Annotated in this window: 23 protein-coding genes; 16 read left to right on the top strand and 7 right to left on the bottom strand. The window is 64.3% G+C overall.

The features are described 5' to 3' along the window. Positions 1-6: 6 nt before the first annotated feature. The 3 genes from AC3EML_RS29830 to AC3EML_RS29820 are packed head-to-tail and all read right to left on the bottom strand — an operon-like array spanning position 7 to position 3,049. Complete coding sequence (locus AC3EML_RS29830) at positions 7-870, bottom strand: carbohydrate ABC transporter permease (RefSeq protein ID WP_352521565.1); 864 nt, start codon at positions 868-870, stop codon at positions 7-9. Then, positions 867-1,757 (bottom strand): carbohydrate ABC transporter permease, encoded by an 891-nt coding sequence (locus AC3EML_RS29825; RefSeq protein WP_023744116.1) that lies wholly within the window; start codon positions 1,755-1,757, stop codon positions 867-869. Before AC3EML_RS29825 ends, AC3EML_RS29830 begins: the two co-directional genes overlap by 4 nt. After that, on the bottom strand, positions 1,757-3,049 hold the full coding sequence (locus AC3EML_RS29820; RefSeq protein WP_023744117.1) for an ABC transporter substrate-binding protein: 1,293 nt from the start codon (positions 3,047-3,049) through the stop codon (positions 1,757-1,759). Before AC3EML_RS29820 ends, AC3EML_RS29825 begins: the two co-directional genes overlap by 1 nt. Positions 3,050-3,365: 316 nt before the next feature. On the opposite strand from AC3EML_RS29820, the gene AC3EML_RS29815 reads away from it, so the two are divergent. The 7 genes from AC3EML_RS29815 to AC3EML_RS29785 are packed head-to-tail and all read left to right on the top strand — an operon-like array spanning position 3,366 to position 9,680. Continuing rightward, positions 3,366-4,640 (top strand): extracellular solute-binding protein, encoded by a 1,275-nt coding sequence (locus AC3EML_RS29815; protein WP_023726493.1) that lies wholly within the window; start codon positions 3,366-3,368, stop codon positions 4,638-4,640. Positions 4,641-4,688: 48 nt separating this feature from the next. After that, the gene (locus AC3EML_RS29810; RefSeq protein ID WP_027049764.1) at positions 4,689-5,621 is read left to right on the top strand and encodes a carbohydrate ABC transporter permease; all 933 of its coding nucleotides are present in this window, start codon (positions 4,689-4,691) and stop codon (positions 5,619-5,621) included. Beyond that, on the top strand, positions 5,618-6,475 hold the full coding sequence (locus AC3EML_RS29805) for a carbohydrate ABC transporter permease (protein ID WP_352521564.1): 858 nt from the start codon (positions 5,618-5,620) through the stop codon (positions 6,473-6,475). Before AC3EML_RS29810 ends, AC3EML_RS29805 begins: the two co-directional genes overlap by 4 nt. Next, complete coding sequence (locus tag AC3EML_RS29800) at positions 6,472-7,212, top strand: PIG-L deacetylase family protein (RefSeq protein WP_031195993.1); 741 nt, start codon at positions 6,472-6,474, stop codon at positions 7,210-7,212. Before AC3EML_RS29805 ends, AC3EML_RS29800 begins: the two co-directional genes overlap by 4 nt. Continuing rightward, a complete protein-coding gene (locus AC3EML_RS29795; RefSeq protein WP_352521563.1) occupies positions 7,209-8,084 on the top strand; it encodes an ROK family protein in 876 nt (291 codons plus the stop codon). Before AC3EML_RS29800 ends, AC3EML_RS29795 begins: the two co-directional genes overlap by 4 nt. Beyond that, complete coding sequence (locus AC3EML_RS29790; protein WP_352521562.1) at positions 8,081-8,851, top strand: GntR family transcriptional regulator; 771 nt, start codon at positions 8,081-8,083, stop codon at positions 8,849-8,851. Before AC3EML_RS29795 ends, AC3EML_RS29790 begins: the two co-directional genes overlap by 4 nt. 37 nt (positions 8,852-8,888) lie before the next feature. After that, complete coding sequence (locus tag AC3EML_RS29785) at positions 8,889-9,680, top strand: sugar isomerase domain-containing protein (protein ID WP_023700933.1); 792 nt, start codon at positions 8,889-8,891, stop codon at positions 9,678-9,680. A 62-nt stretch (positions 9,681-9,742) separates the two neighbouring features. Here the strand turns inward: AC3EML_RS29785 and rsgA are convergent, their stop codons facing one another. Next, positions 9,743-10,756: a ribosome small subunit-dependent GTPase A gene (gene rsgA, locus AC3EML_RS29780; RefSeq protein ID WP_352521561.1), complete on the bottom strand. Its 1,014-nt coding sequence runs from the start codon at positions 10,754-10,756 to the stop codon at positions 9,743-9,745. 186 nt (positions 10,757-10,942) lie between these two features. Between rsgA and AC3EML_RS29775 the strand changes: the two genes are divergently transcribed. Beyond that, positions 10,943-11,080, top strand: coding sequence for an endonuclease/exonuclease/phosphatase family protein (locus AC3EML_RS29775; protein ID WP_352521560.1), 138 nt, complete (start codon positions 10,943-10,945; stop codon positions 11,078-11,080). A 458-nt stretch (positions 11,081-11,538) separates the two neighbouring features. On the opposite strand, the gene AC3EML_RS29770 is transcribed toward AC3EML_RS29775, so the two are convergent. Continuing rightward, entirely contained in the window at positions 11,539-13,134 is a 1,596-nt protein-coding gene (locus AC3EML_RS29770) for a GMC family oxidoreductase (protein ID WP_352521559.1), read from the bottom strand. Between the two features lie 305 nt (positions 13,135-13,439). Here AC3EML_RS29770 and AC3EML_RS29765 point away from each other — a divergent pair, with 305 nt between their 5' ends. The 4 genes from AC3EML_RS29765 to AC3EML_RS29750 all read left to right on the top strand — a co-directional run bounded on the left by AC3EML_RS29765 (position 13,440) and on the right by AC3EML_RS29750 (position 18,134). Further along, positions 13,440-14,510 (top strand): sugar ABC transporter substrate-binding protein, encoded by a 1,071-nt coding sequence (locus tag AC3EML_RS29765; protein ID WP_023744122.1) that lies wholly within the window; start codon positions 13,440-13,442, stop codon positions 14,508-14,510. A 159-nt stretch (positions 14,511-14,669) separates the two neighbouring features. Further along, entirely contained in the window at positions 14,670-15,653 is a 984-nt protein-coding gene (locus AC3EML_RS29760; RefSeq protein ID WP_023733555.1) for an ABC transporter permease, read from the top strand. A 5-nt stretch (positions 15,654-15,658) separates the two neighbouring features. Continuing rightward, complete coding sequence (locus AC3EML_RS29755) at positions 15,659-17,161, top strand: sugar ABC transporter ATP-binding protein (protein ID WP_352521628.1); 1,503 nt, start codon at positions 15,659-15,661, stop codon at positions 17,159-17,161. Positions 17,162-17,165: 4 nt separating this feature from the next. Next, positions 17,166-18,134: an ABC transporter permease gene (locus AC3EML_RS29750; RefSeq protein ID WP_352521558.1), complete on the top strand. Its 969-nt coding sequence runs from the start codon at positions 17,166-17,168 to the stop codon at positions 18,132-18,134. 74 nt (positions 18,135-18,208) lie between these two features. On the opposite strand, the gene gloA is transcribed toward AC3EML_RS29750, so the two are convergent. Continuing rightward, positions 18,209-18,619 (bottom strand): lactoylglutathione lyase, encoded by a 411-nt coding sequence (gene gloA / locus AC3EML_RS29745; RefSeq protein WP_023726498.1) that lies wholly within the window; start codon positions 18,617-18,619, stop codon positions 18,209-18,211. A gap of 160 nt (positions 18,620-18,779) precedes the next feature. Between gloA and AC3EML_RS29740 the strand changes: the two genes are divergently transcribed. After that, positions 18,780-20,216, top strand: coding sequence for an FAD-binding oxidoreductase (locus tag AC3EML_RS29740; protein ID WP_352521557.1), 1,437 nt, complete (start codon positions 18,780-18,782; stop codon positions 20,214-20,216). Between the two features lie 3 nt (positions 20,217-20,219). Further along, a complete protein-coding gene (locus tag AC3EML_RS29735) occupies positions 20,220-21,014 on the top strand; it encodes a FadR/GntR family transcriptional regulator (RefSeq protein ID WP_023671079.1) in 795 nt (264 codons plus the stop codon). A 323-nt stretch (positions 21,015-21,337) separates the two neighbouring features. Here AC3EML_RS29735 and AC3EML_RS29730 read toward each other — a convergent pair whose 3' ends face one another. Next, on the bottom strand, positions 21,338-22,222 hold the full coding sequence (locus AC3EML_RS29730; protein ID WP_488505374.1) for an AraC family transcriptional regulator: 885 nt from the start codon (positions 22,220-22,222) through the stop codon (positions 21,338-21,340). A 303-nt stretch (positions 22,223-22,525) separates the two neighbouring features. On the opposite strand from AC3EML_RS29730, the gene AC3EML_RS29725 reads away from it, so the two are divergent. Both AC3EML_RS29725 and AC3EML_RS29720 read left to right on the top strand, forming a co-directional pair. Beyond that, positions 22,526-23,029, top strand: coding sequence for a hypothetical protein (locus AC3EML_RS29725; RefSeq protein ID WP_352521556.1), 504 nt, complete (start codon positions 22,526-22,528; stop codon positions 23,027-23,029). 38 nt (positions 23,030-23,067) lie between these two features. After that, entirely contained in the window at positions 23,068-23,817 is a 750-nt protein-coding gene (locus tag AC3EML_RS29720; RefSeq protein WP_352521555.1) for a DUF1828 domain-containing protein, read from the top strand. The last annotated feature ends 22 nt before the right edge of the window (positions 23,818-23,839 follow it).

Here is a 23,839-nt window from a genome sequence, read left to right as displayed (position 1 = left end):
GGCGAGCTATCCCTTGATGGCCGAGCCGACGATGGAATCGACGAAGAAGCGCTGCAGGAAGACGAACAGGATGAGCGGCGGCAGCACGGCCAGCGTGGCGCCGGCCATCACCAGGCCGGTGTTGACCGCGCCCCTGTTGTAGCTCAGCAACCGGCTCAGGCTGACGACGATCGGATAGGCGTCGGCATTGCCCTGCAGCACGGTCAGCGGCCACAGATAGCTGTTCCAGTGATAGACGAAGGCGAAGAGGGCCAGAGCCGCGATTGCGGGGGCGACGCTCGGCGCGACGATCTTGTAGAGGATCAAGAACTCCGAGGCGCCGTCCATGCGCGCGGCGTCGATGAGCTCGTCGGGCACGCCGGAGATGAACTGGCGCATCAGGAAGATGCCGAAAGCATTGGCGAGATTGGGCACGATGATGCCGGCGAGGCTGGCGTTGAGGCCGATCGAGCCGACCAGGCGATAGAGCGGGATCAACGTCACGATCGGCGGCAGGAACATGGTGGCGATCAGCAGAGAAAACAGCAGCGACTTCCCGGGGAAGTGGTATTTGGCGAAGGCGTAGCCGGCCATCATGCTGGTCAGCAGGATGCCGGCGGTGGTGATCGAGGCGATGACCAGAGAATTCCACATCGAGCGGCCGACATTGATCACGCCCGACACCTTCTCATAGGCGTCGAGGCTCGGCGTAAGGGGGATCCACACCGGCGGCACCTGCATGCTCTCGGCCGGCGTCTTGAGGCTCGACAGCGCCATCCAGACCAGCGGGAAGGCCGAGGCGACGGCGACCAGCAGCATCAGCGTCGCCAGCAGCGCCTTGCGGCCGGACGGGCGCCGGCGCGACAGCCGGCTCGACGATCCCGCGCTCATTCGTCGTTCTTCCGGTTGGCGAAGGCAAACAGCGCGCAGACGACGACAATCAGCGAAAGCATCAGCATCACCGCCATGGCCGAACCCAGTCCACCCTGCGCACGCTCGATGCCGACGCGGCGGATGTGGTAGGTCAGCACATTGGTCGAGCCGACCGGCCCGCCCTGCGTGATCAGGGCAACCGGCTCGAACACCTGCACGGCGTTGATGATGGCGATGACGGCGCTGAACAACAGCGTGCGCCGCATCAGCGGCAGCGTGATGAAGCGGAACTGCTCGAAACGGTTGGCGCCGTCGAGCTTTGCTGCTTCATACAGGCTGCCGGGGATTTGCGTCAGTCCGGCGATCGCCAGCACGGTGAAATAGCCGACCTGCTGCCAGACATTGAGGAAGACGATCGAGATCAGCGCCGAGCGCGGCGACGACAGGAAAGGCTGCGGGCCGATGCCGATAAGGCCGAGCATCTGGTTGAGAGGGCCTTCGCTCGGCGAATAGAGTTTCGACCACACCAGCGCCACGGCGATCATCGGCACCATGTAGGTGGCAAACAGCACCGTGCGCAGCGCCGTGCCGCCGGCGACATCGCGCTGGTAGACCATCAGCCCAAAGGCCACCGACAGCGGCAGGATGAGGATGACGGAGAGCGCGGTGTAGACGGCTGTGTTGACGAGCGCGGCCTTGAAATCGCGGCCGACCGAGGTGGCCCCGAAAATCTCGCGGAAATTGTCGAGGCCGATGAAGCTGGCGCTGGAAAACGGTGTCTGCGTCGACCAGTCCTGGAACGACAGCCAGACGGTGAGCAGCATCGGCAACAGGACGAAGATGCCGATCAGCGTCACGGCGGGCGCCAGCATGATGCCCGCCGAGGCACGGTACCTCTGAATCATTATTTGGCGGCGCGCTCCAGGATCGAAATGGCGTCGGCCTGCGCCGTCGCCTGCGCATCCTTGGCCGAGACCTGGCCATACTGCAACGCCTCGAGCGTCTGCTGCAGCGATTCCGAGAATTCCTGGCCGCCGGGCACGACAGGGAACGGCTTGGCGTCGGTGAGCACGCTGACATAGCCGGAGAGGAATTCCGAGCCGAGCTTGTCCTTGTGCGCCTCGATGTCGGAGAGGCGTGAGGGCAGGATGCCCATCGACATCAGGATATCCGACATCGCGGAAGCGCCGTTCTTGCCGGACTTTGGATTGTTCAGCCAGGCGAGGAAGTCCCACGCCGCCTTCTGCTCGGCGGCACCTGCATTGGCGTTGACCACGGTCATCCAGGAGTAGGAGATCGAATGCGGCTTGTCGCCGCTCGGGCCGACGGGAATCGGCGCCGTTGCAATGTCGGCGAACTTGTCGCCCATGCCGGCCTTCAGTGCGCTCTCCCACCAATTGGCCATGATGATCATGCCGGTCTTGCCGGAGACGAAATTGTCGAGGAAGGGGCCGGTGGTGTTGGCGTCTGCGGTCGCCATCGCCGGCACGCTGGCGCCCGACTTGATCAGGTCCTCATAGAACTGGAAGGTCTCGGTCGCCTGCGGGCTGTCCAGCACCGGCTTGCCGTCCTTGACCAGGTCGCCGCCATTGGACACCAGCAGCGAGGCGAAGGGGTGGACGACGCCGGCGGCCCATGAATTGATCATGCCGAAGCCTTGCTGTCCCGCATCCTTGTTGGTCAGCTTCTTGGCCGCATCCTTGAATTCGTCCCAGGTCTTGGGTGGCGCCGCGATGCCGGCCTGCTTGAACAGCGCCTTGTTATAGTTCAGCGCATAGACATCGATCTCGTTGGGGATGCCGTAGAGCGTGCCGCCGACCGAGGCGGCGCTGGTGACGCCCGCCGGCCAGGCGGCCATGACCTCGCTGGCCACCGCATCGGGAGCGGGCGCGACCAGCTTGTCGCGCGCCAGTTCCGGCAACCAGAGATCGTAGATGCCGCCGATCGTCGGGCCGTCCGCGCCGCCGCCTTGCGAGCGCAGCGTGGTCAGGAGGTCGCCAAAGGGGACGGCACGCACGGTGACGCTGACATCCGGATTGGTCTTGGCATAATCCTTGGCCGCCGCTTCCAGCAGCGCCACCGTCTCCGGCGACCAGTGGGTGAGATAGGAGATGTCGACCGACTGCGCCCAGGCCGTGGCGGGCAGGATGGCGAGGCCTGCGGCCAGTGCCAGTTTCGACGTCCAGGCAAACGACATTCCTCATCCTCCCTATTGGTTCGCATGAGGTTATGACAAGTCAGCGCGGCGACGCAAGGGCTTGCTGGCGAAAAAGTCTCACATGGTACGGTCACAGATTTCTTTGCGGCGCTGGAATGTGGTATTTGTCGTTACGTAACAAACAGTTGCGGGTACTGCAATGTCGCGAGGGGGCCAAACGCCGCCATTCCTGAGGCGCAGCAGACCTCTTGCGAATACCGCTATGTCGTTATAATGACTTTTGCCTAACCAATGACTTCTCACGGCACGGAAACGCCGCGGGACGCCAAGGACAGAGAACAATGGGAGACTGGCAATGAGCATGCTTTCACTTGACCGGCGCGCAGCACTTGGGCTGATCGGCGGCCTTGCCGCCGCCTGCGCCGGCGTCTTCGCCTCATTGCCGGCGCGAGCCGCCGACAGCACGGTGACGCTGTGGAGCTGGCGCACCGAGGACGAGGCCGCGATGCGCCGCATCTTCGATGCCTTCGAGGCGAAGAATCCCGGCATCAAGGTCGCCATCCAGTTCACGCCCGATGCCGACTACCAGAACCGGCTGAGCACGGCGCTGCGCGGCGGGCGCGGGCCCGACATCGCGCAGCTCAAGGCCTATGGCGAATTGCAGCCCTTCGTCGAGGCCGGCTATCTCGACGCGCTGGACGACAGCGTGCCGGAGCTGAAGAATATGGAGGACGCGGCGCTTGGCGGCGCGCGCGGCCGCAGCGACGGCAAGCTCTATGGCGTGCCCTATTCGGTGCCGATGATGGGCGTCTTCTACAACCAGGATATTTTCGCCGCCCAGGGCATCGAGATCCCCAAGACCTACAAGGATTTCACCGCTGTCTGCGAGAAGCTGAAGGCGGCCGGCATCACGCCGATCGCCACCGGCGGCGCCAACGGCTCGGCCTGGGAACTGGAGATCGCCGTCGGCGTCGTCGGCCCGACCGTCTATGGTCCTGAATTCTACGACGAGATGATGAGCGGCAAGGCGACCTTCGAGGATCCGCGCTATGTGGCGGCGCTGAAGCGCTTCGCCGAGCTGAAGCCGTATTTCCCCGACGGCTTCGCCGGCATCGACTACACCACCGCCACGCAGCAGTTCATCGGCGGCAAGGCGGCGATGTTCCTCGGCGGTTCGTTCGAGAACGGCAGCTTCAAGGCGCAGAACCCGAAGCTGAAATTCTCGATCTTCCCGTTCCCCGCCGACGATGCCGGTGCAAAACTCTACACCTCGGCCTTCTCCGACGGCTCCTATGGCCTGGTCTCTGAGAGCCAAAACAAGGAGGCCGCGACCAAGGTGCTGGGCTTCATCGCTTCGGCAGAGTTCGCGCAGATGTTCGCCGACGAGCTCGGCTGGCCGCCGGCCCGCACGGATGTGACGGTGAAGGATCCAGTGCTGGCCTCGATGATGGAGATGGCGAAGAATTCGACGCCCTATCTGACGCTGGTCGGCTTCCGCTGGCAGTCGCCGACGGCGTCTTCGGTGCTGCAGTCGGAGATCATCGACATGGTCGAAGGCAACATCGCGCCGGAGAAGCTGGCGGCCGACATGCAGGCCGCAGTCGCCACCTGGTTCAAGCCGAAGCAGTAGGCGCGGACGGTCGCAAAGCGGCCGGCCTCTCACGGACCAGAAAAGCGCATGAGCACCCTTCGCCGCACCAGCAGCCTTCGCCGCACGCAGCAGCGCATGGCCGTGCTGTTCACCCTGCCGGCGCTGGCGGTCTATGCGCTGTTCGTCCTCTATCCCCTGGGGATGTCGCTCTGGGGCAGCTTCTTCGTCTGGAAGGGGCTGCGCATGGTCGAGTTCGCCGGCCTGTCGAATTTCTCAAGGCTGTTCGTTTTCCCCAGCGGCGCGCGGCTCTACGGCGCGCTGTGGCACAACACCGCCTGGTTCTTCGGCATCATGCTGTTCCAGAACGGAATCGGGCTTTTGTTCGCCTGGCTGCTGTTCCTGCGCGACAGGGGTGCTGCGTTCTTCCAGTCGGTGTTCTTCTTTCCGGCGGTGCTGAGCCCGGTCATCGTCGGCGCGCTGTGGCGGTTGCTTTTGGCACCGGGCGGCGTCGTCGAATGGGCGCTGAACGGGCTTGGCCTGCACCAGGGCAGCCTGACCGTGCTCGGCAACAGCCACACCGCGCTCGCCATGCTGATCGCCGTCGATGCGTGGAACTGGATGGGCCTGCCGGTGCTGATCTACACGGCAGGTCTGCGGCAGATTTCCGGCCAGATTTTCGAGGCGGCAAAACTTGACGGCGCCGGCAATGCGCGCATGCTGTTCTCGATCGCGCTGCCGCTGCTGATGCCGGCGCTGGGCACGCTGACGACGCTGTCGTTCATCAACACCTTCAACCAGTTCGACATCGTCTATGTCATGCAGGGCGTGCAGGGCAATCCGAGCTATTCGACCGACACGCTGGTGACCTACTTCTACCGGCTGGCCTTCGGCGCGGAAGGCGCTGTCGGCATCACCGATATCGGTCTGGCTTTGGCGCTCGGCACCGTGCTGTTCTTGATCCTCAGCATCGGCACGCTCATGATGCTGCGCTTCTTCGACCGCCGCACGGTGCAGCTATGAGCGCGCTGGCGATTTCGCAAAGACCGGCCATCTCTCGGCAGCTGGCGCGGCTGCCCGGCTGGACGGTGCTGATCGTATGGACGGCGGCTGTGCTGTTGCCGCTCTACATCCTCATCGTCTCCTGTTTCAAGACCACGGCCGAGATCTACGACAACAGGCTCGGCCTGCCGCAAAGCTTTGCCTTCGATAATTTCGTCAACGCCTGGACGCGCGCCGATCTCGGCCAGAATTTCATCAACAGCCTGATCGTCACCGGCGGCGCGGTCATCCTCACCATCGTCGTCTCGGCGATGGCCGCCTATCCGCTCAGCCGATACAGACTCGGCTGGAATGCCATCATGCTCGGCCTGTTCCTGTCAGGCATCATGCTGCCGATCCGGCTCGCCTCGGTCGAACTGTTCACGCTGATGCGCAATCTCGGCCTGATGGATTCGCTGACCGGGCTGATCCTGGTCTATTCGGCGGTCCGCATTCCCTTCGCCGTCTTCATCTTCGCCAATTTCATGCGCGTCTTACCCTCCGAGTTGGACGAGGCCGCGCGCATGGACGGCGCCGGCGAGGTGCGCATCCTGTTCCAGATCATCCTGCCGATGGTCAAGCCGGCGGTGTCGATCGTGGCCATCTTCACAGCGATCGCGGTGTGGAACGATTTCTTCTTCCCGCTGATCTTCATCTTCGACGACCGCTACAAGACGGTGCCGCTGGCGATTAGCGTCTTCGTCGGCCAGTTCCGCACCGACTGGGGCTTGGTGTTCGCCTCGCTGGCGATATCCATGGCGCCCATCCTGATCATGTATTGTCTGCTGGCGCGCCAGATTCGCGAAGGCGTGGGCACCGGAGGGGGCATGAAATGATCGAAGACAGAATTTATGCGGCGAAATCGATCCTGGTGGTCGGCGCGCACGCCTTCGATGCCGAGGTGATGGCCGGGCCGCTGGCGGCCGCTGCCGTCAAGCGCGGCGCCACGGTGACTTTCCTGCATCTGACCATGGGTGAGCAGGGCCATCCGTACCTGGTTCCCGCGCATTATTGCGTGCAGAAGGAAGAGGAAGCGGGCAGCGCGGCGGAGCGGCTCGGCGTCACCATGCGTGGCTTTGGCCTGCGCGACGGCTTCCTGCCCACAGACGATCAGACGGCGCTCGAAGTGGGCGACATCATTCGCGAGCTGAAACCCGAGATCGTCATCACCCATTGGCATGGCAGCTGGCACAAGGACCATCGCGCCGCCGCGCATTTGACGAAGACCGGTATCTTCTTCGCCGGACTGCCGACCGTTGCCAGCGACCATCCGGCGCACACGCCGCAACTGCTGCTGTTCGGCGAGAACTGGGAGGACGATGACGGCTTCCGGCCCGAGCATCTCGTCGATGTCAGCGACGGGTTCGAGGCCTGGCGCGACGCGGTCATGGAGTATGAGCTGGCGCGCGGCCTGAGCAGCTTCCCCTATGTCGACTATTACAGTTCGCTCTACCGGTTGCGCGGCTGCCTGCGCGGCACGCGCCATGCGCAGGCCTTCGCGGCGGCATCGCATTCGTGGAATGCCGGCAGCGGCCTGTTCTCGCTCCCCTTCGGCAAAGGGTCCGGTCGATGACGCGGGTACTCGCCATCGATCTCGGCGCCACCAATCTGCGCGCCGGCGTATCTACGGGCGATGTCGGTGCGTTGGAGACGCGGGGCAGCGAGCCGGCGCCGGCAACCCTTGGTGCCTTCATTGCGCGCATCGACGCGCTGTGCGCTGAGGCCGGGTCGGTCTCAGCGCTTGGTATCGCGGTGCCGGGTCTGGTCGAGGGCTCAATCTGCCGCTGGATCCCCAACTTGCCGTTCCTCGACGGCGTCGATATCCAGCCGCTGTTTCCCAAACTGCGCGTAGCGCTCGGCAATGACGCGCAGATTGCGCTGCTGGCGGAGGCTGTCGAAGGCAGTGCGAAAAACATGTCGGATGCGATCCTGCTCGCCATCGGCACCGGCATCGGTTCGGCGGTGCTGGCCAATGGCCGCATCGTTGCCGGCGCGCATGGCGGCGCCTGCTCGTTCGGCTGGGCCTGCGCCGACGTCAAAGATCATGGCGAGGAGCGCAGCGGCTGGCTGGAGCGCGTCGCGTCGGGCCGGGCGCTTGATGCCCTTGCCGGACAGATCGGCCTTGCCGACGGCCGCCAGCTGATCGCCGCTGCCCAGGCCGGCGAACTGGCCGCACTCACCTTGCTTGAACTGCCGGCGCGACAGCTCGGCACCGCGCTTGCAGGCGCTGTCGCGCTGCTCGATCCGCAAGCGGTTCTGATTTCGGGTGGTTTGGCGGAGGCGCTGGATGTGATCCGGCCGCCGCTGCTTGCAGCGCTGCGACGCCAACTGCCGCCGCATCTGCGCGGCATCGACGTCAAGCCGGGAAAATTCGGTCCCCGCGCCGGCCTCGTCGGCGCGGCGCTGGCCGGCGCCGTTGGGCAAGGGTGGAGGCAGGTGCGATGAGCGAAGCAAGCTTTCAGCAGCCGGACCGCAGACGGCCGGAGCCGCTCTGGTATCAGGTCGAAGAGGCGATCCGCGCCATCGTCAAGAGCGGCGAATGGGCAACGGGCGACCAGATCCCGGCGGAGGACAGGCTGTGCGCCCTGTTCGGCGTCAGCCGCATCACGCTGCGCCACGCCTTGCGCAATCTCGAGGAGGCAGGACTGCTCAGGCGCGAACATGGCCGCGGCACGTTCGTGCGCTCGACCACGCTGGTCGCCGGCACGCGCGAGCTGACCAGCTTTACCCAGGAGATGGGCAATATGGGCGTGGTCGCGGGCTCGCGCCTGCTCGACTGCAGCCTGACCACCGCCAATGCGGCGGCTGCCGGCGCGCTGGAGATCGAGGAGGGCGATCCGGTGGTGCGCATTCGCAGGCTGCGGCTCGGCAACAACGAGCCGATCGGCATCCAGACGGCGCAGCTGTCGGCGGTGCGCGTGCCGGGCTTCCTCGATGCCGGCCTGCTGCAGGGCTCGCTCTACGAGGCGCTGGAGCGCCATTACGGCATCGTGCCGGTAGCGGCGCGGGAGAACTACCGGGTCGGCGCGGTCGGCGCGGCGGAGGCCGAACTGCTCGACCTCGCTGCCGGCAGCCCGGCCTTCGTCGTCGAACGCATCACCACCGACGAGCGCGGCCCGTTCGAATTCACGGTCTCGATCATGCGCGGCGACCGCTACGAAATCCGCTCGACGCTGCGCGCCGGACGCGTGCCGCTGAACCCGAGAAGCTGATCCATTCCAGACCGACACAGCAAACAGGAGTACCCACGTGTCCGATCTCTACATCCACCGTCTCGCCGCCCTCATCGACCAGGCTGCGAAAGCCAATGAAGAGGCCTTTGGCCAGGCCGCCAGCCGCTTTGCCGACTCCCTCGAGGGCGGCGGGCTGGTGCATCTCTATGGCTCCGGCCATTCGGTGCTGCCGGTGCAGGAAGTGTTTCCGCGCTATGGCAGCTATGTCGGTTTCAACCCGCTGACCGACCCGCGCGTGATGTGGCACAATGTGCTCGGCGCCGGCGGCGTGCGCGAGCTTTTGTGGCTGGAGCGAACTGAAAAATACGCCGAAAAATTCCTCGACCACCAGCCGCTCAACAAGGGCGATTCGATCATCATCTTCGGCCATAGCGGCCGCAACTCGTCGGGCATCGACACCGCGCTCTACGCCAGGAAGCGCGGCATCTTCGTCGTCGCTGTCACCAGCAAGAACAATCTGGACAAACCGGCGACGCACTCGTCCGGCAAGCGGCTGGCGGATGCCGCCGACCTCGTCATCGACACCTGCTCGCCGATCGAGGACGCCATCGTGCCGGTCGAGGGCTGGAGCCGGCCGGTGTCGGGCTCATCGACGGTGCTTGCCATGATCCTGGCGCATGAGCTGATCGCGCGCACGGCCGAGCAGCTCGCCAAGCGCGGCATCGAACTGCCGGTCTTCGCCTCGCCGACCATTGCCGGCGTGACGCTGCACGACACCGACGTCATCTACGGCGTCTACCGCGAGCGCATGCTGGAGGCGCAGCAGAAGCACCTGCCGACCTTCCAGGCGACGATGCGGGGAGAGTGAAAGCACGGAGGCCCGGCACATGGCCAGGCCTCCAATTTCTCTCGCTGGAATTTTCCGGATGTTCAACGCCGCTTCGGGCGGCTCGCGGGAGATTTGTTGCCGCGCGGGCCGCTCTGAACCGGCGTGTTGCCCTGGTTTTCCTCCGACAGCTTGCGCCAGCGGGCAAGGCGCTCAGGGTCGAGCGTACCCGCCTTCAACGCAGCCTGCACCGCGCAGCCCGGTTCGTGGACATGGGTGCAGTCGCGGAATTTGCACAGCGGTGCGAGCTCGGTGATTTCGGCAAACAGCGTGTCGATGCCGGAGGCGACGTCGCTGACATGCAGCGTGCGCATGCCCGGCGTGTCGATTACCCAGCCGCCACCGGCAATGGGGTGCAGCGACCGCGCCGTGGTGGTGTGGCGACCCTTGGCATCGTGTTCGCGGATGCCCGCCGTCTGTTGCGGCGATTGCTGCGCCGCTCCGGCCAGCGTGTTGACCAGCGTCGATTTGCCGACCCCGGAGGAGCCGACCAGCGCCACCGTCTGCCCTGCGCCACACCAGGGAGCAAGCGCCGCTGCGGCATCGGCGACGCGCGGGTTCAGCATCACCACGGCCAGTCCACGCTGCAGGGCGGCGGCCTGGCTTTGGTAAGCCTCGGCATCGTCAGCGGTGTCGGCCTTGGTCAGCAGGATCACCGGCGTCGTTCCGGCCTCGTTGGCCAGCGCCAGATAGCGCTCGAGCCGGGCGATGTTGAAATCGGCATTGCAGGACGTCACGATAAACAGCGTGTCGACATTGGCCGCGGCCAGCTGCGGCACCCTGCCGCCCTGTGTGCGGCGCTCCAGCACCGTCTTGCGGGTCAGGCGGCGGCGCAGCAGATGCGTATGCGGCTCGACCAGCACCCAGTCGCCGACGGCATAGTCGCCGGTGTTGGCATTGGCCGGCAGCGTCAGATCCACTGGCCCTGCCCGGGACAGGCCGGCCAGGCGGTCGCGGTGCACCGAGGCGATGCGCGTCGGCACGAGGTCTGCCTCATCGGCTTCAAGCTGGTCGCCGAAGAAATCCGTCCAGCCCAGGCTTGCGAGGGAGGCCGTCACGGCTTTGACCAGGGGGACGGCGTCACAGACATCGGAGAGTATCCTTTGGCAAAATGGGCGCGGACCCTCGGGGCGGTTGTTCAAGCCGTGTATGGGCGGCATGGCGGAATTTGGCAAGCCGAACCGCGCCGATGGCCGAGCCGTTTCGCGCACCACGTTGGAACGCATGGCGGCGGTGGTTCGTTGATGCGCTTACGCGTCGTTACTCTCAATGTCTGCAACACGGAAGGCGAACCGGAGCGCCTGGCGGCCATCAACCGGGAGCTGAGGCGGCTCGACCCCGATCTGTCGCTCTCCAGGATGTCGTCCAGACAGCCGATGTGAAATTCCTCGATACGCTGCCCGATGGTTTGGATTTGCATGCAACGCATCAAGCCTCTTCGTCGACCTCGAAGTTGGCAGGGACGGCTGAGGATGGCAGGTCGAGAAGCCCGCCAAAAGGGGGAGGGGATGGCCGGTACCGCAGGGGGCGGGGGGTTGGGATGGGGTTGCCTGAAGCACCGGCCAAAGCGGGACAAGTCCCACGCCCACAAGCTAGCAGAGGTTGGATCGGTTCATATGGTGTGATCGCGGACTGGCGCAAAAGCGCTTTCACATCCCCGCGCAGGCGTCGGCAACGAGCCCGCAACCGGGGGTTTCCGGTCGGTTGGTGGGTTGCGCAAGCGTCGGTTGAAGGCGCTGCGGGAGGCTGTCGTTTTTAGTGCGGTTCGAGTGCTATGCGCTCAGCGACAGGTGCTCAAGGCAGGGCAATCGCATGGCGCCACCACATGCGATTGTCCTGCTTACGCCACCGGCAGCGTTCGCCCCGCAATCAGATCCGCCGCCTTCTCCGCAATCATGACCACGGCGGCGTTGGTGTTCGACGACACGATGCTCGGCATGACCGAGCTGTCGCAGACGCGCAGGCCTTGCAGCCCGCGCACGCGAAGCTCGAGGTCGACGACGCTGTCGGCATCGCCGCCCATCCGGCAGGTGCCGACTGGGTGATAGGCGCTGCGGCCATGTTCTCGGGCGAAGGCTTCGAGTGCTGAGCGCCCCTGCATCGCCTTGCCGGGCAGATGCTCGCGGCTGATGTATCTGGCGAAGGCTGGCTGCGACAGGATTTCGCGGCTGATCTCGATGCCGTCGATGGCGCGTTCGAGATCATAGCGCTCGGCGAACGGGTTGGGGTCGATGATGGGCGCATCGCGCAGGTCCGCGGACTTGAGCGTGACGCTGCCGCGCGAACGCGGGCGCACATGGTAGGAGTTCAGCGTGCAGCCATTGCCGCCGGGAACCGAGCCGATGCCTTCCTCAACGCCGGCGCCGGGCAGGAAATGGAACTGGATGTCCGGCGTCTTCTCCGCGCGGTCGCCCCACCAGAAGCCGCCGGCCTCGACGATGTTGGAGGCCACCGGCCCCTTGCCGAACAGCGCATATTCAAGACCGGCGACCGCTTGCCAGCGCTTCTTCTTGTAACGGTCGATGCCGTGCGGTCCGTTGAGCTCGGCGACGACATCGACGTCCATGTGATCGTGCAGATTCTGGCCGACGTTTTTGGAATCGTGGACCACCTCGATGCCGTGCTGGCCGAGATGCACGGCCGGGCCGATGCCGGACAGCATCAGCAATTTCGGCGAGCCGATGGCGCCGGCGGCGACGATGACTTCGCGCTCGGCGCGGAGCAGTTCGGTGCGGCCATTGACGATGATCTCTACACCGATGGCGCGGCCGTTCTCGACCACGATGCGGCTGACCGAGGCGTCGGTGCGTAGCGTCAGATTCTTGCGGCCGAGCGCCGGCTTCAGATAGGTGACCGCCGTGCTCGAGCGTTTCCCCCGACGCGTCGTCGTCTGGTAGAAGCCGGCGCCCGCCTGCTTACCGGCGTTGAAGTCGGCGCGGAAAGGAAGGCCCGCCTGCTGCGCCGCCTTGACGAAGATGCGGGTCAGCGGATGCGGCGCGCCGCTGGAGACGCCGAGCGGGCCGTCAGTGCCGTGCTGCGCATCGGCAAAAGTGTCGTTGCCCTCGGAGCGGACGAAGTAGGGCAGCACGTCGGCATAGCTCCAGCCGGCACAGCCATTCTCAGTCGCCCAGCCGTCATAATCCTCAGGGCAACCGCGGGTGAACACCTGGGCGTTGATCGAGGAGCCGCCGCCCAGCACGCGGGCCTGCGGATAGACCATGGTGCGGCCGTCGATCTCCTTGCCGGGCGCGGTGTCATAACCCCAGATCAGCGGCCCCGACGTCATCTTGAAGAAGCCGACCGGCAAATGGATGTAGCGGTCGGTGTCGGGCGGACCGGCCTCGAGCAGCACGACGGACACGTCCGGGTCCTCGCTCAGCCGGGCGGCCAGAATGCAGCCAGCCGAACCGCCGCCGACAATGATGTAATCCGTCATTTCCACTCCCGGGTTCTCTTTGTTGGAGCATGATCTCCGGACAAAACGGTTTCCCGATTTGTCCGAGAAAACCGGTTCCCACTTCTAGGGATCATGCTCCGGCGGGCGATGAAAATCACCGCCCCTTCCTCTTGCGCGCGACGATCTCAAGTCGCTTGTGCCACGTCAAGAGAAAGGGTATGGTTATCGTGTTGAAGGGTTGTCGTACAAGTGGAGGAGCTTGACGATCCTCACCAGGAGGTCCCGGCCGCGCTCCCTGCGCAAGATGCCGGGCGGAACAGAATTCAATCGGGAGGTTTCGAGGTATGAACGACACGAAGAATTTTGCGGTCAACCGGCGCACGCTGATGATGGGCGCCACCGCCGGCGTGGCGGCACTCGCGATGCCGAGCGTGCTGCGCGCGCAGGAAAAGCCGACGCTGGTGACGTCGATCCGCTCGCTGTCCAACCCCTATCACGCGGTGTGGAAGACCGGCGCGGAAGCGTATGCCAAATGGGCCGGGCTGGAACACGTCACGCTGGTTTCGGAAGGCAACAGCGAGAAGGGCATTGCCGACATCAAGGCGATGCTGGCCAAGACCGGCGGCAACATGGTGCTGAATTCCGATCCCAACGACACGCCCGATGCGCGCCCGATCGTCGAGGCCTGCGCCAAGGCCGGCGCCTATGTGGTGACGCAGTGGAACAAGCCTGGGGATCTGCACCCGAAGGATTTCAACCCGAACTATGTCTCGCATATCGAGTTCGACGGCATCGACAGCGGCAAGACCATCGCCGAGATCCTGTTCAAGACCATTGGCGGCAAGGGCGGCATCGTAGCGCTCGGCGGCCTGATCTCGACCACGGCGGCGATCGAGCGCAAGAAGGGCCTCGACGCAGCCCTTGCTGCCAACCCAGACATCAAGCTGCTCGACTTCCAGGTCGCCAACTGGAAGTCGACCGAAGCCTTCGACCTGATGGGCAATCTGCTCACCCGCTTCGGCGACGACATCAAGGGCATCTGGGCGGCCAATGACGATATGGGCTCGGGCGCTCTGGAAGCGTTGCGTGCCGAAAATCTCGCCGGCAAGGTGCCGATCGTCGGCGTCGACGGCATCAAGACGGCGGTCGATGCGGTGCGCACCGGCGAATTCGCCTGCACGGTCACTTCGGATCCGTTCTGGCAGGGCGGCATGGGTCTAGCCATCGGCTACAACGCCAAGATCGGCAAGTTCGACCCGACCAAGGAGCCCCCGGAGCACCGCGAGTTCTACGGCAAGGCGGTGCTGATCTCGCACGACAATGTCGAGGAATATTACAAGACCAATGTCGATGCGAAGCCCGAGATCGACTGGAACGATCTGTGGGGCCGGGTCACCGGAGCAATCCGCACCTGATCCATCGGAGTGGGCTGCAACTCCCTGGCGGCCCGCTTCCTCCCGCAGCCGTCGCGATCCCCTTGTCGCGACGGCTGTCACCAGCAGACGGGAAGCGGTTTCTTGACAATCCATACAGAACCCCTGAAGTCCGTTTCGGACATCGAGCGGACGACGCCCATGACACCGTTCCCCGGCCGCATCGCGACATTCCTGGGCGGCAGGCGCTGGCGCAGCCTGGCGCCGCTGGCGGTGCTGATTGTACTCTGCGTACTCATCGCCATTGCCAACCCCAATTTCATCGAGCTGCGCAATCTGGTGCGGCTTGCGAATTCCGCCGCCGTGCCGCTGACGCTGGCGATGGGGCTGACCTTCATCATCCTGATGGGCAGCATCGACCTCGCAGTCGAAGGCACGCTTTCGGTGGCGGCGATGGTGCTTGTGCTGCTCGCCGCCAATGACGGCAACGGCAACGACTATGGCTGGTGGGCGGTGCTCGCTGCCATCGCCGCCGGCACCGCCATGGGCTTCGTCAGCGGTCTCGTCCAGGCCATGCTGCGCATCCCGTCCTTCATGGGCACGCTCGGCATGTGGTTCATCGGCCTCGGCCTGTCGGTCTATATGCTGGGCGGCACGGCGATCAAGCTGAACGACGCCTCGATCCGCGACCTGGCCTTGCACCGTTTCCTCGGCCTGCCGGTGGCGGTCTGGGTTGCGTTCGGCGCGTTCCTGCTCGCCACCGTCATCCAGTATCACACCAAGCTCGGCCGCCACATATTGGCGATCGGCGGCGACGAGGATGTCGCCAAGCTCTCGGGCGTCAATGTCGTGCGCGTGCGCATCACCGCTTTTGCGCTGGCCGGTTTCTTCTTCGGCATTGCCGGTGTGCTTGCCGCCGCACAGCTCGGCCAGTCGCACGCCGTCATCGGCGACGGCAGGCTGTTTGCAGCGGTCACCGCAGTGGTCGTCGGCGGCACCGCTTTGACCGGCGGCGAGGGCGGCGTCGTCAACACGCTGATCGGTGTGCTGATCGTCACCGTGCTTGCCAATGGCATGATCCTGCTCGGCATCTCGCCCTACATCCAGCAGACGGTGCAGGGTCTGATGATCATCGCCGCGGTGGCGCTGTCGCTCGACCGTGTCCGCCTGAAAATCGTCAAGTGAACGCCATGCTGCAGGCGTCCAACATCATCAAGAATTTCCCCGGCGTCCAGGCGCTGCGCGACGTCTCCATCGAGGTGCGGCCCAATGAAGTTGTCGGGCTGATCGGCGAGAACGGCGCCGGCAAGTCGACGCTGATGCGGGTGCTGGCCGGCGGCTACCGGCCGGATGGCGGCTCGCTCACGCTGGATGGCGAACAGCTGCGCATGCGCAACGCCCGTGATGCGGCCAGGCATGGCATCGGCATGGTGTTCCAGGAGCAGTCGCTGGTGCTGAACCTGACGGTTGCCGAAAACATCTATCTCGGCGGAGAGGACCGCTTCACCCGCTTCGGCCTCGTCAATTGGCGCGCCATGAACGCGGCGGCGCGGCGGCAACTGGCCAAGATCGGCATCGACATCGACGTCACCGCGCGCACCTCCGAACTCACCTTCGCGGCGCGCCAGATGGTCGAGCTCGCCAAGGCGCTGACCCTGGAGGAAGTGGTCGAGCGGCAGTTGCTGATCCTGCTCGACGAGCCGACCTCGGTGCTCAACGCCGCCGACATCGAGGTGCTGTTCGCGCGGGTGCGCTCGCTCAAATCCCGCGCCAGCTTCGTCTTCGTCTCGCACCGCCTCGACGAGGTGCTCAATATCTCCGACCGCGTCTACACGATGAAGGATGGCGCCGTCGTTGCCGAACATCGTGCAGCCGAAGTCACCGCGCCTGAGCTGCACGAGATCATGGTCGGGCGCGGCCTGCAGGCGGAGTATTATCGCGAGGCCCGCCAGCTGGCGCCGCGCGGTACCGTGATGGTCGAGGCCAAGGGCCTTAGCGCCAACGGTTTCTATCACGGCGTCGATCTCTCGATCCGGGCCGGCGAGATCGTCGGCATTGCCGGCGTTGTCGGCTCCGGCCGCGAGGAGGTGACGCGCACCGTTGGCGGCTTCGTCCAGCATGATGCCGGCGAGATGAAAATCGCCGGCGATGCCGTGCGCTTCTCCTCGCCGGAGCCGGCGGTGCGCAAGGGCGTCGGCTATGTCCCGCGCGAGCGCCGGCTCGAAGGGCTGGTGATGTTCCTGTCGATCGCGGAGAACATTTCGCTGGCCGATCTCTCCAGCGTCATGCGCCATGGCGCCATCGATTATGGCAAGGAGCGCCGGCTTGCCGCCGACTGGATCAAGCGGCTGCGCATCAAGGCGCCCGGCCCCGATGCCGCCTGCCGCAAGCTCAGCGGCGGCAACCAGCAGAAGGTGGTGCTGGCGCGCTGGATGACGGCGGGCTCGCGCATCCTGGTGCTCGACCATCCCACACGCGGGCTCGATGTCGGCGCCAAGGAAGAGGTCTACGAATTGGTGCGCGACCTCTCCGCGCAAGGCGTGGCGATCCTTTTGATTTCCGACACGCTGGAGGAAACGATCGGCCTGTCGCACCAGGTGCTGGTAATGCGCGATGGTGCAATCACCGCGCGCTTCGATGCCAGCCCGGGCAACAAGCCGAACCAGGTCGATCTTCTCAGGGCAATGGTGTGAGCCGATGAATGAAGCGTTCTCCATCAGGCGGGTTTTCGAGGGCAAGTGGACGCAAGGCGCCATTCCGCTGGTGCTGCTGGTCGGCCTGCTGCTGATCATCGAGATCGCCGCGCCCGGCTTCCTCACCGGCGAAACCGTGGCGCTTTTGTTTGCCAACACCGCCGTGCTGTTCATCCTGGCGACCGGCGTCACCTTCGCCATTCTGCTCGGCGGCATCGATTTGTCGATCCAGGCGGTGGCATCGCTGGCCAGCGTCATCCTGGCGCAACTGCTGCCTTCGCTCGGCCTTGCCGCCTTTCCGGTGGCGATCCTGTCGGGGCTCGCCTTCGGCGTGTTGAGCGGCGTCGTTCACGTCAAGCTACGCGTGCCGTCCTTCGTCGCGACGCTCGCCACCGGCGGCGTGGTCACCGGCCTGGCGCTCTGGGTCTCCAATGGCCGCGCCATCACCATCGAGGAGGCTGGTCGCGAAAACACCGCCTGGATCAACGCCACTGTCGCTGGCATTCCCGTGGTGGTGCTGATTTCGGCGGTGATCGGCATCGCCGCCTTTCTGGCGCTGCGCTACACGCGCTTCGGCCGCCAGGCGATCGCGGTCGGCGCCGGCGAGCCGGCGGCGTGGGCGGCGGGCATCAATGTCGACCGCACCAAGATCATCGCCTTTGCCGCGTCGGGTATGCTCGCGGCCATCGCCGGCGTCGTGCTGGCGGCCAGGCTGTCGAGCGGCTCGCCAGTGCTGGCCAACCAGCTGCTGCTGCCGGCCATCGCCGCCGTCATCGTCGGCGGCACGGCGATCACCGGCGGGCTCGGCGGCGTTGCGCGCACGGCGGTCGGCGCGCTGATCATCTCGATCGTGCGCATCGGCATGACCTTTGTCGGCGTCAACATTTTCCTGGAAAATATGGTGTTCGGCGCGGTGCTGATCGCTGCCGTCGCCATTACCATCGACCGCAGCAAGATCGCGGTCATCAAGTGATCCCGCCTCCCAGGCAAGCGCGGACAGGACGGGACCGCATCGGCGCGAGGCCGATGCGGTCCGGCCCGATCGGATCACATCGTGTCGAGGCCGATCAGCTCGATCTTGTAGCCGTCGGGGTCTTCGACGAAAGCGATGTGGGTGGTGCCGTGCTGCATCGGGCCGGGCTTGCGCTGGATCTTGGCGCCGCGCTTTTCCAGTTCGGCGCAGACGGCGTAGATGTCGTTGACGCCGAGCGCCAGATGGCCGAAGCCGGTGCCGATCTCGTAGGGCTCCTCGCGGCCCCAGTTCAGCGTCAGCTCGACGACGGCTTCCTTTTCCTCGGGGCCGTAGCCGACAAAGGCGTTGGTGAACTTGCCGCCGGGGTAGTCGTCGCGGCGCAGCAGGGTCATGCCAAGCACCTCGGTGTAGAAGGCGATCGACTTGTCGAGGTCGAGCACCCTGATCATGGTGTGCATATAGCGAAAGCCCGGGGCGTCGCTCATTGGGGGAGTCCTCCGAATTCTGTGATTTGCGGGTCTGATCATCCACATCGAACGCTTGACGGCAAATGGCCTCGCTTGATGTTCTAAATCAGGGTTGTATGATAACACGACAACGCAGGTATTTGTCCAGTCGTTTTGCCAAGGGGCCCAGAGCCAATCCATGAATGCCGCGCCCTCCGCATCGCAGATCGCAGCCCTCGCCGGCCTGCTGCCGAACGGTGGGCTGCTGACCGATGAAGCGGATCTGGCGCGCTTCAGCCGCGATTGGTCGGGCGATCATTTCGGCCGGCCGCTGGCCGTGGCGCGGCCCTCTTCGGTGGAGGAGATGTCGGCGCTGATGCGGTTCTGCCATGCCGAGCGCATTCCGGTGGTGCCGCAAGGCGGCCTGACCGGGCTCGTGGGCGCCGCAGTGGCGGCGGATGGCGGCGAGATCGTCATCTCGCTGGAGCGCATGAACCGTATCCGTTCGATCAGCCCGATCGACTTTGCCATGGTGGTCGAGGCCGGCTGCATCCTCGAGGACGCCAAGCGCGCGGCCGAAGCGAGCGACTGCCTGCTGCCGATCACCTTCGGCGCGCAGGGCAGCTGCCGCATCGGCGGCAATGTCGCCACCAATGCCGGCGGCTTCAACGTGCTGCGCTACGGCATGACGCGCGACCTGGTGCTTGGCCTGGAAGTGGTGCTGGCCGACGGCCGCATCTGGAACGGGCTGAAAGTGCTGCGCAAGGACAATCGCGGCTATGATCTGAAGCAGATCTTCATCGGCTCGGAGGGCACGCTCGGCATCGTCACCGCGGCGGCGCTGAAGCTGTTCCCCAAGCCGACGCAGATCGAAACCGCGCTGGTCGGCTTGCGCTCCGTCGAGGACGCGATGGCACTCTATGCAAGGGCGCGGCGCGATTGCAGCGATTTGCTCACCGCCTTCGAGCTGATCCTGCGCGGCGGCATCGAGATCACCATGCGCGAGGGCAAGGATTTTCTCGATCCGCTCAGCCAGCCCTATCCCGTCTACGTGCTGATCGAGGTGTCGTCGGGCGGGCTGATCGACCTCTCCAATATGCTTCTGGATTTTCTCGGCAGCGTCGAGGACATCGTCGAGGACGGCGTCATCGCTTCGACCAGGGCGCAGGGCGAGCGGCTGTGGCTTTATCGCGAGATCATGGTCGAGCGGCAGGGCAGGGGAGGCCGCTACCTGCGCACCGATGTGTCGGTGCCGATCTCCAGGCTTGCCGATTTCGTCACCGATGCGCTGGCCGCCTTGGAGAAAGCCCGGCCCGACGCCCTGGCTGTCACCTACGGCCATGTCGGCGACGGCAACATCCACCTCAACGTCGTGCCGCCGGAAGGCATGGGCACCGAGGCGATGGAACATCTGTTCGAGCAGGCGGAAGCCGAGATCTTCACTGTCGTCGACCGCTATGGCGGCTCGATCAGCGCCGAGCACGGCATTGGCCGGGTCAAGCAGAAGGCATTCCTCGACCGCATCGATCCGGTGACGCTCGACCTCGCCGCCGGCATCAAGGACGCATTCGACCCGCGCCACATTCTCAGCAACGGCCGCATTCTGGCGCCGGCACCCGCCGTCGACTATAGGTGAGCGATGACGCTGAAACTCGACAAGGTCAATCGCGGCCCACACCTCTCCACTCTGGTGGCCAGTTCCATCTCGCGCGAGATCGCGCAAGGGCGGCTGAAGCCGGGTGACCAGCTGCCGACCGAGGCGGCGCTGGCAACCACTTTCGGGGTCAGCCGCAACGTGGTGCGCGAGGCGATCGCGCGGCTGCGCTCGGAAGGCCGAATCTGGTCGCAGCAGGGGCGCGGCGCCTTCGTGGTCGAGAGCAACAACCCGACGGTGCTGACCATCGACCATGAGACGCTGCAGCGCGCCGACTCGTTTCGCAATCTGTTCGAACTGCGTGGCATCCTCGAAGTGCAGGCGGCGGCCCTTGCCGCAAAACGGCGCAGCGACGCCGATCTCAAAGCCATGGGCGATGCGCTGTCCGGCATGCGCGCCGCCCCCTATGGCAGCGTCGCCTGGCTGCGCAGCGACCTCGAATTCCACCGCACCGTCGCCGAGGCGACGCGCAATTCCTACATGGGCCAATTCCTGGTCTTCGTGTCCGAGCGGGTGCGCGAAAGCATTCTCGCCGCCGGCAACCAGCAAAAGTCGGACGACATGGCCCGCATCACGCTCGGCGAACATGAGCGCATCCTGAGAGCGATCCGTGCCGGCGACGCCGAAGGGGCGCAAGCCGCGATGCGCGACCATCTGGCGGGCGCGGCGCTGCGGGTGGGGTTGCATGAGGGGGAAGCTGCGGAGATAGCGCCGGGGCCTGAGGCAGCGTCTCCGGTACGGCATTCGCGGTTGCGGAAGGCTGTGCGCGGGCAGGCTTAGGGATAGCCTTGCCTTGTCCGCGCGCTGGGCCAATCGCCTATGGCGGCGCTGACCCCCACTCCGTCTCGGCTTCGCCGAGCCACCTTGCCGGGGCGAGCCACGGGTCTCGCCCGTCCTTCGGACCCCCCATTTCATGGGGGATGAGGAAATGCCAATCTCCGAGATCGCAGCCCTTCAAAAGCTTTGGTTTCCTCTCCCCTACGAATGTGGGGGTAGAGGTGGCTCGGCGAAGCCGAGACGGAGTGGGGGAGCGCCATATCAGATTTCACACGGTCGTCGGCTCAACCAGCTCAGGGCCGGAGATAGGCCGCCACCCCACCGCGCTATTTCAGCGGCAGAAACAGCTCAAGCACCACTTCGCGCACCGGTCCGTTCGACGAAAAGTGCCGTTGGCAATAGATCGGAAAGTTGCGCGCCTCCTCGCCGCTGGCCGGAAGCCATTCGCGGTACAGGTAAAGCGCTGCCGGCTCGAGATTGTTGGTGTTGCCGGGATATCGCAGCACCGCGCAGCGTCCGCCGGGGATCACGCCGGCCTTCATCTGCGCGGCCTCGATCGGCCCGCCTTCTACCGGCAGGTCGGTTCCGGCACAAATATCCATGCTGTAATCGGCCGGGTTCGCCGGCTCCCTTTCGGAACGGAAGATGTTGAAGGTCGGGCTGGTCTCGGGCGACAGGCCGACTGCCTTGCGCCAGGCGATGAACCGCTGGATGGTGTCCTGGAGCGTCGCCCGGTCGCCGCGATGCTCCATAACAGCTACCGGCGTCGGCGGCACATCGCGGATCGTTACGTCGGCGGGTTCGAAGATTATCTGCATGAGCGTGGTCCTTGCTTTTTCGAGCGGCCCGAAGGCCATGAGCCACGCCCCCCAGTCGGGAGACTTCCGGAACGACGAAGGCGATTGTCCGAACCGTTGCCGAAAGGCGCGGGCGAAGGCATCCGGTGCGTCGTAACCGGCATCCATCGCTATGTCGGTGACGCTTTGGGCGACGCTCTCGGCAAGCCGGTACGAAGCGCGCTTCAGGCGGGCGAGCTGGACATAGCGATGCACGGACAAGCCGAAGGTTGACGTGAACTGCCGGTGGAAATGGTATTTCGAGAACGCCGCGACGCCGCTCAACGCTTCCAGGCCCAGATCGTCGTCCAGATGCTGGTCTATGTGGTCCAGCACCCGCTGCATCCGGGCTTGGTAGTTTTCAAGTGGCGTCATCAAACGTCTCGTCCTGCGTGGCGACACCAGATAGGCGCTCCGGGGCATGTCGCGCTCGACCGATCTTGCGGTTTGACATGGCCAAAGAGGAGGTATGCGCAGCTAGGACGCGGGATAGTGGTTACCTAAGTCGATTTTAACGTGCCGGCTGCCTCTACTAGGCGCTGACAGATCGAAGTACTGGCCGGTCGCCATCTGGTTATGCGAATTTATCAATTTGTATGGCCGACGCCACAGGCGCACCATTGCGTGACCGGCTGAGAATCCGCATAGAATACAAAGTTATGAGGGTAGCAGGGGTAATTGGACCGGAAAAAAGCAAACGTCGTATTCTCTCTATGGAGCGACGAGAAGCTGAAAACAAAGGACTTCCCTCTCAGCAAGAAGAGAGGGAAAGCCTATCCTCTTACGCGCCGCTATCGATGGCAAACCATAAGCTTTGCCACAAAGGGGCGTAACTACAGAGTGCTGGTTGCTTATCACACACTTGTTCCAGAGTTTATCGCCACCTTGGGCGAAGAAGTCGGCGGGGATTTCCGAATTTTGGCGAGGTGGGAGTTTCACGCGACCCATGGTGGCTGGCATGTGCACACAGCTTGCGGGGACACTGATAACTTGTCAGTAGGCATCATAAAACCGTCAGGAACCAAGCGCATTCCTGATCCGAAGTCCTACCATCGCCACATGAAAATGCTTAACGATGGACATGCTATGAGTGATGGGGTCGCTACGGCGATCGCGTGCAGCCTTGTCGGCATAGACCACCAACACGATATGTTTGTGATAGACGCGATGCCATGGGCTTGAAGGAACAAATATGTAGGGCGTTCTGCGAGAACGTCCAAATGACTGCCTTCAGCGGTGGTGTGGCTATTTGCACGCCCTATAAAAACTTCATTTCTGGAGACCTAATAGGCATATACGCGCTTGGTCCTAAGAGTGGCCTGTACCGTCTTGTCGACAACGCCCTCACGATTGCGTTCCTGGAAGCGGAGGGTGCCACTATGGATGCTGCCAGTCGCAGAGAGGCATTGTCCCAAATCTTGGTGCAACACGGTGCGGCCTATGACGAGGAAATGGGAGAAATATTCATAGACGGCATAACAGAAGCCGATCTACCCAAGGCTGTTCTCGAATTTTCAGCTTTGCTCCTACGTCTGAACGATTTGATTCTTTTGACTGTCGAACGTGTAAAGAATGCATTCGAGGACGATGTGAGGGCCGCGATTAGAGACGAGATGGATAAGCGCCATGTCCGCTATGTCGAGGGCCAACCAGTTTCTCCGGACTTGACAGATGTCACACCAGATATGGTTTTTTATCCGGAAGATCGCGATCCTGTGGCTTTGTTTATAGCGACGAATGATTCAAAGCTATGGCAAGCAATGTTATTGCGAGTGATCGCGGATAGCGAGCGACACCTACCATTGTCGGTAGTTGCAGTCTTGGAAACCGAAACGTCCGTGAGTCAGAAAGTACGTCTACAGGCGGACAACCGCCTTGACGCGGCACCGCGATATAAGAGCGGCCCTATTGACACGATCCAACGAATAGCCCGTGTCGTTGTTGGCAACGAAGCTGCAACTGTCCACTGACGCTGAGCGCTTCGGCCAAACG

The sequence above is a fragment of the Mesorhizobium sp. P170090 genome (assembly GCF_057786115.1).
The sequence above is the reverse complement of the archived record's forward strand: the minus strand, read 5'-3'. Positions and strand labels throughout refer to the sequence as shown.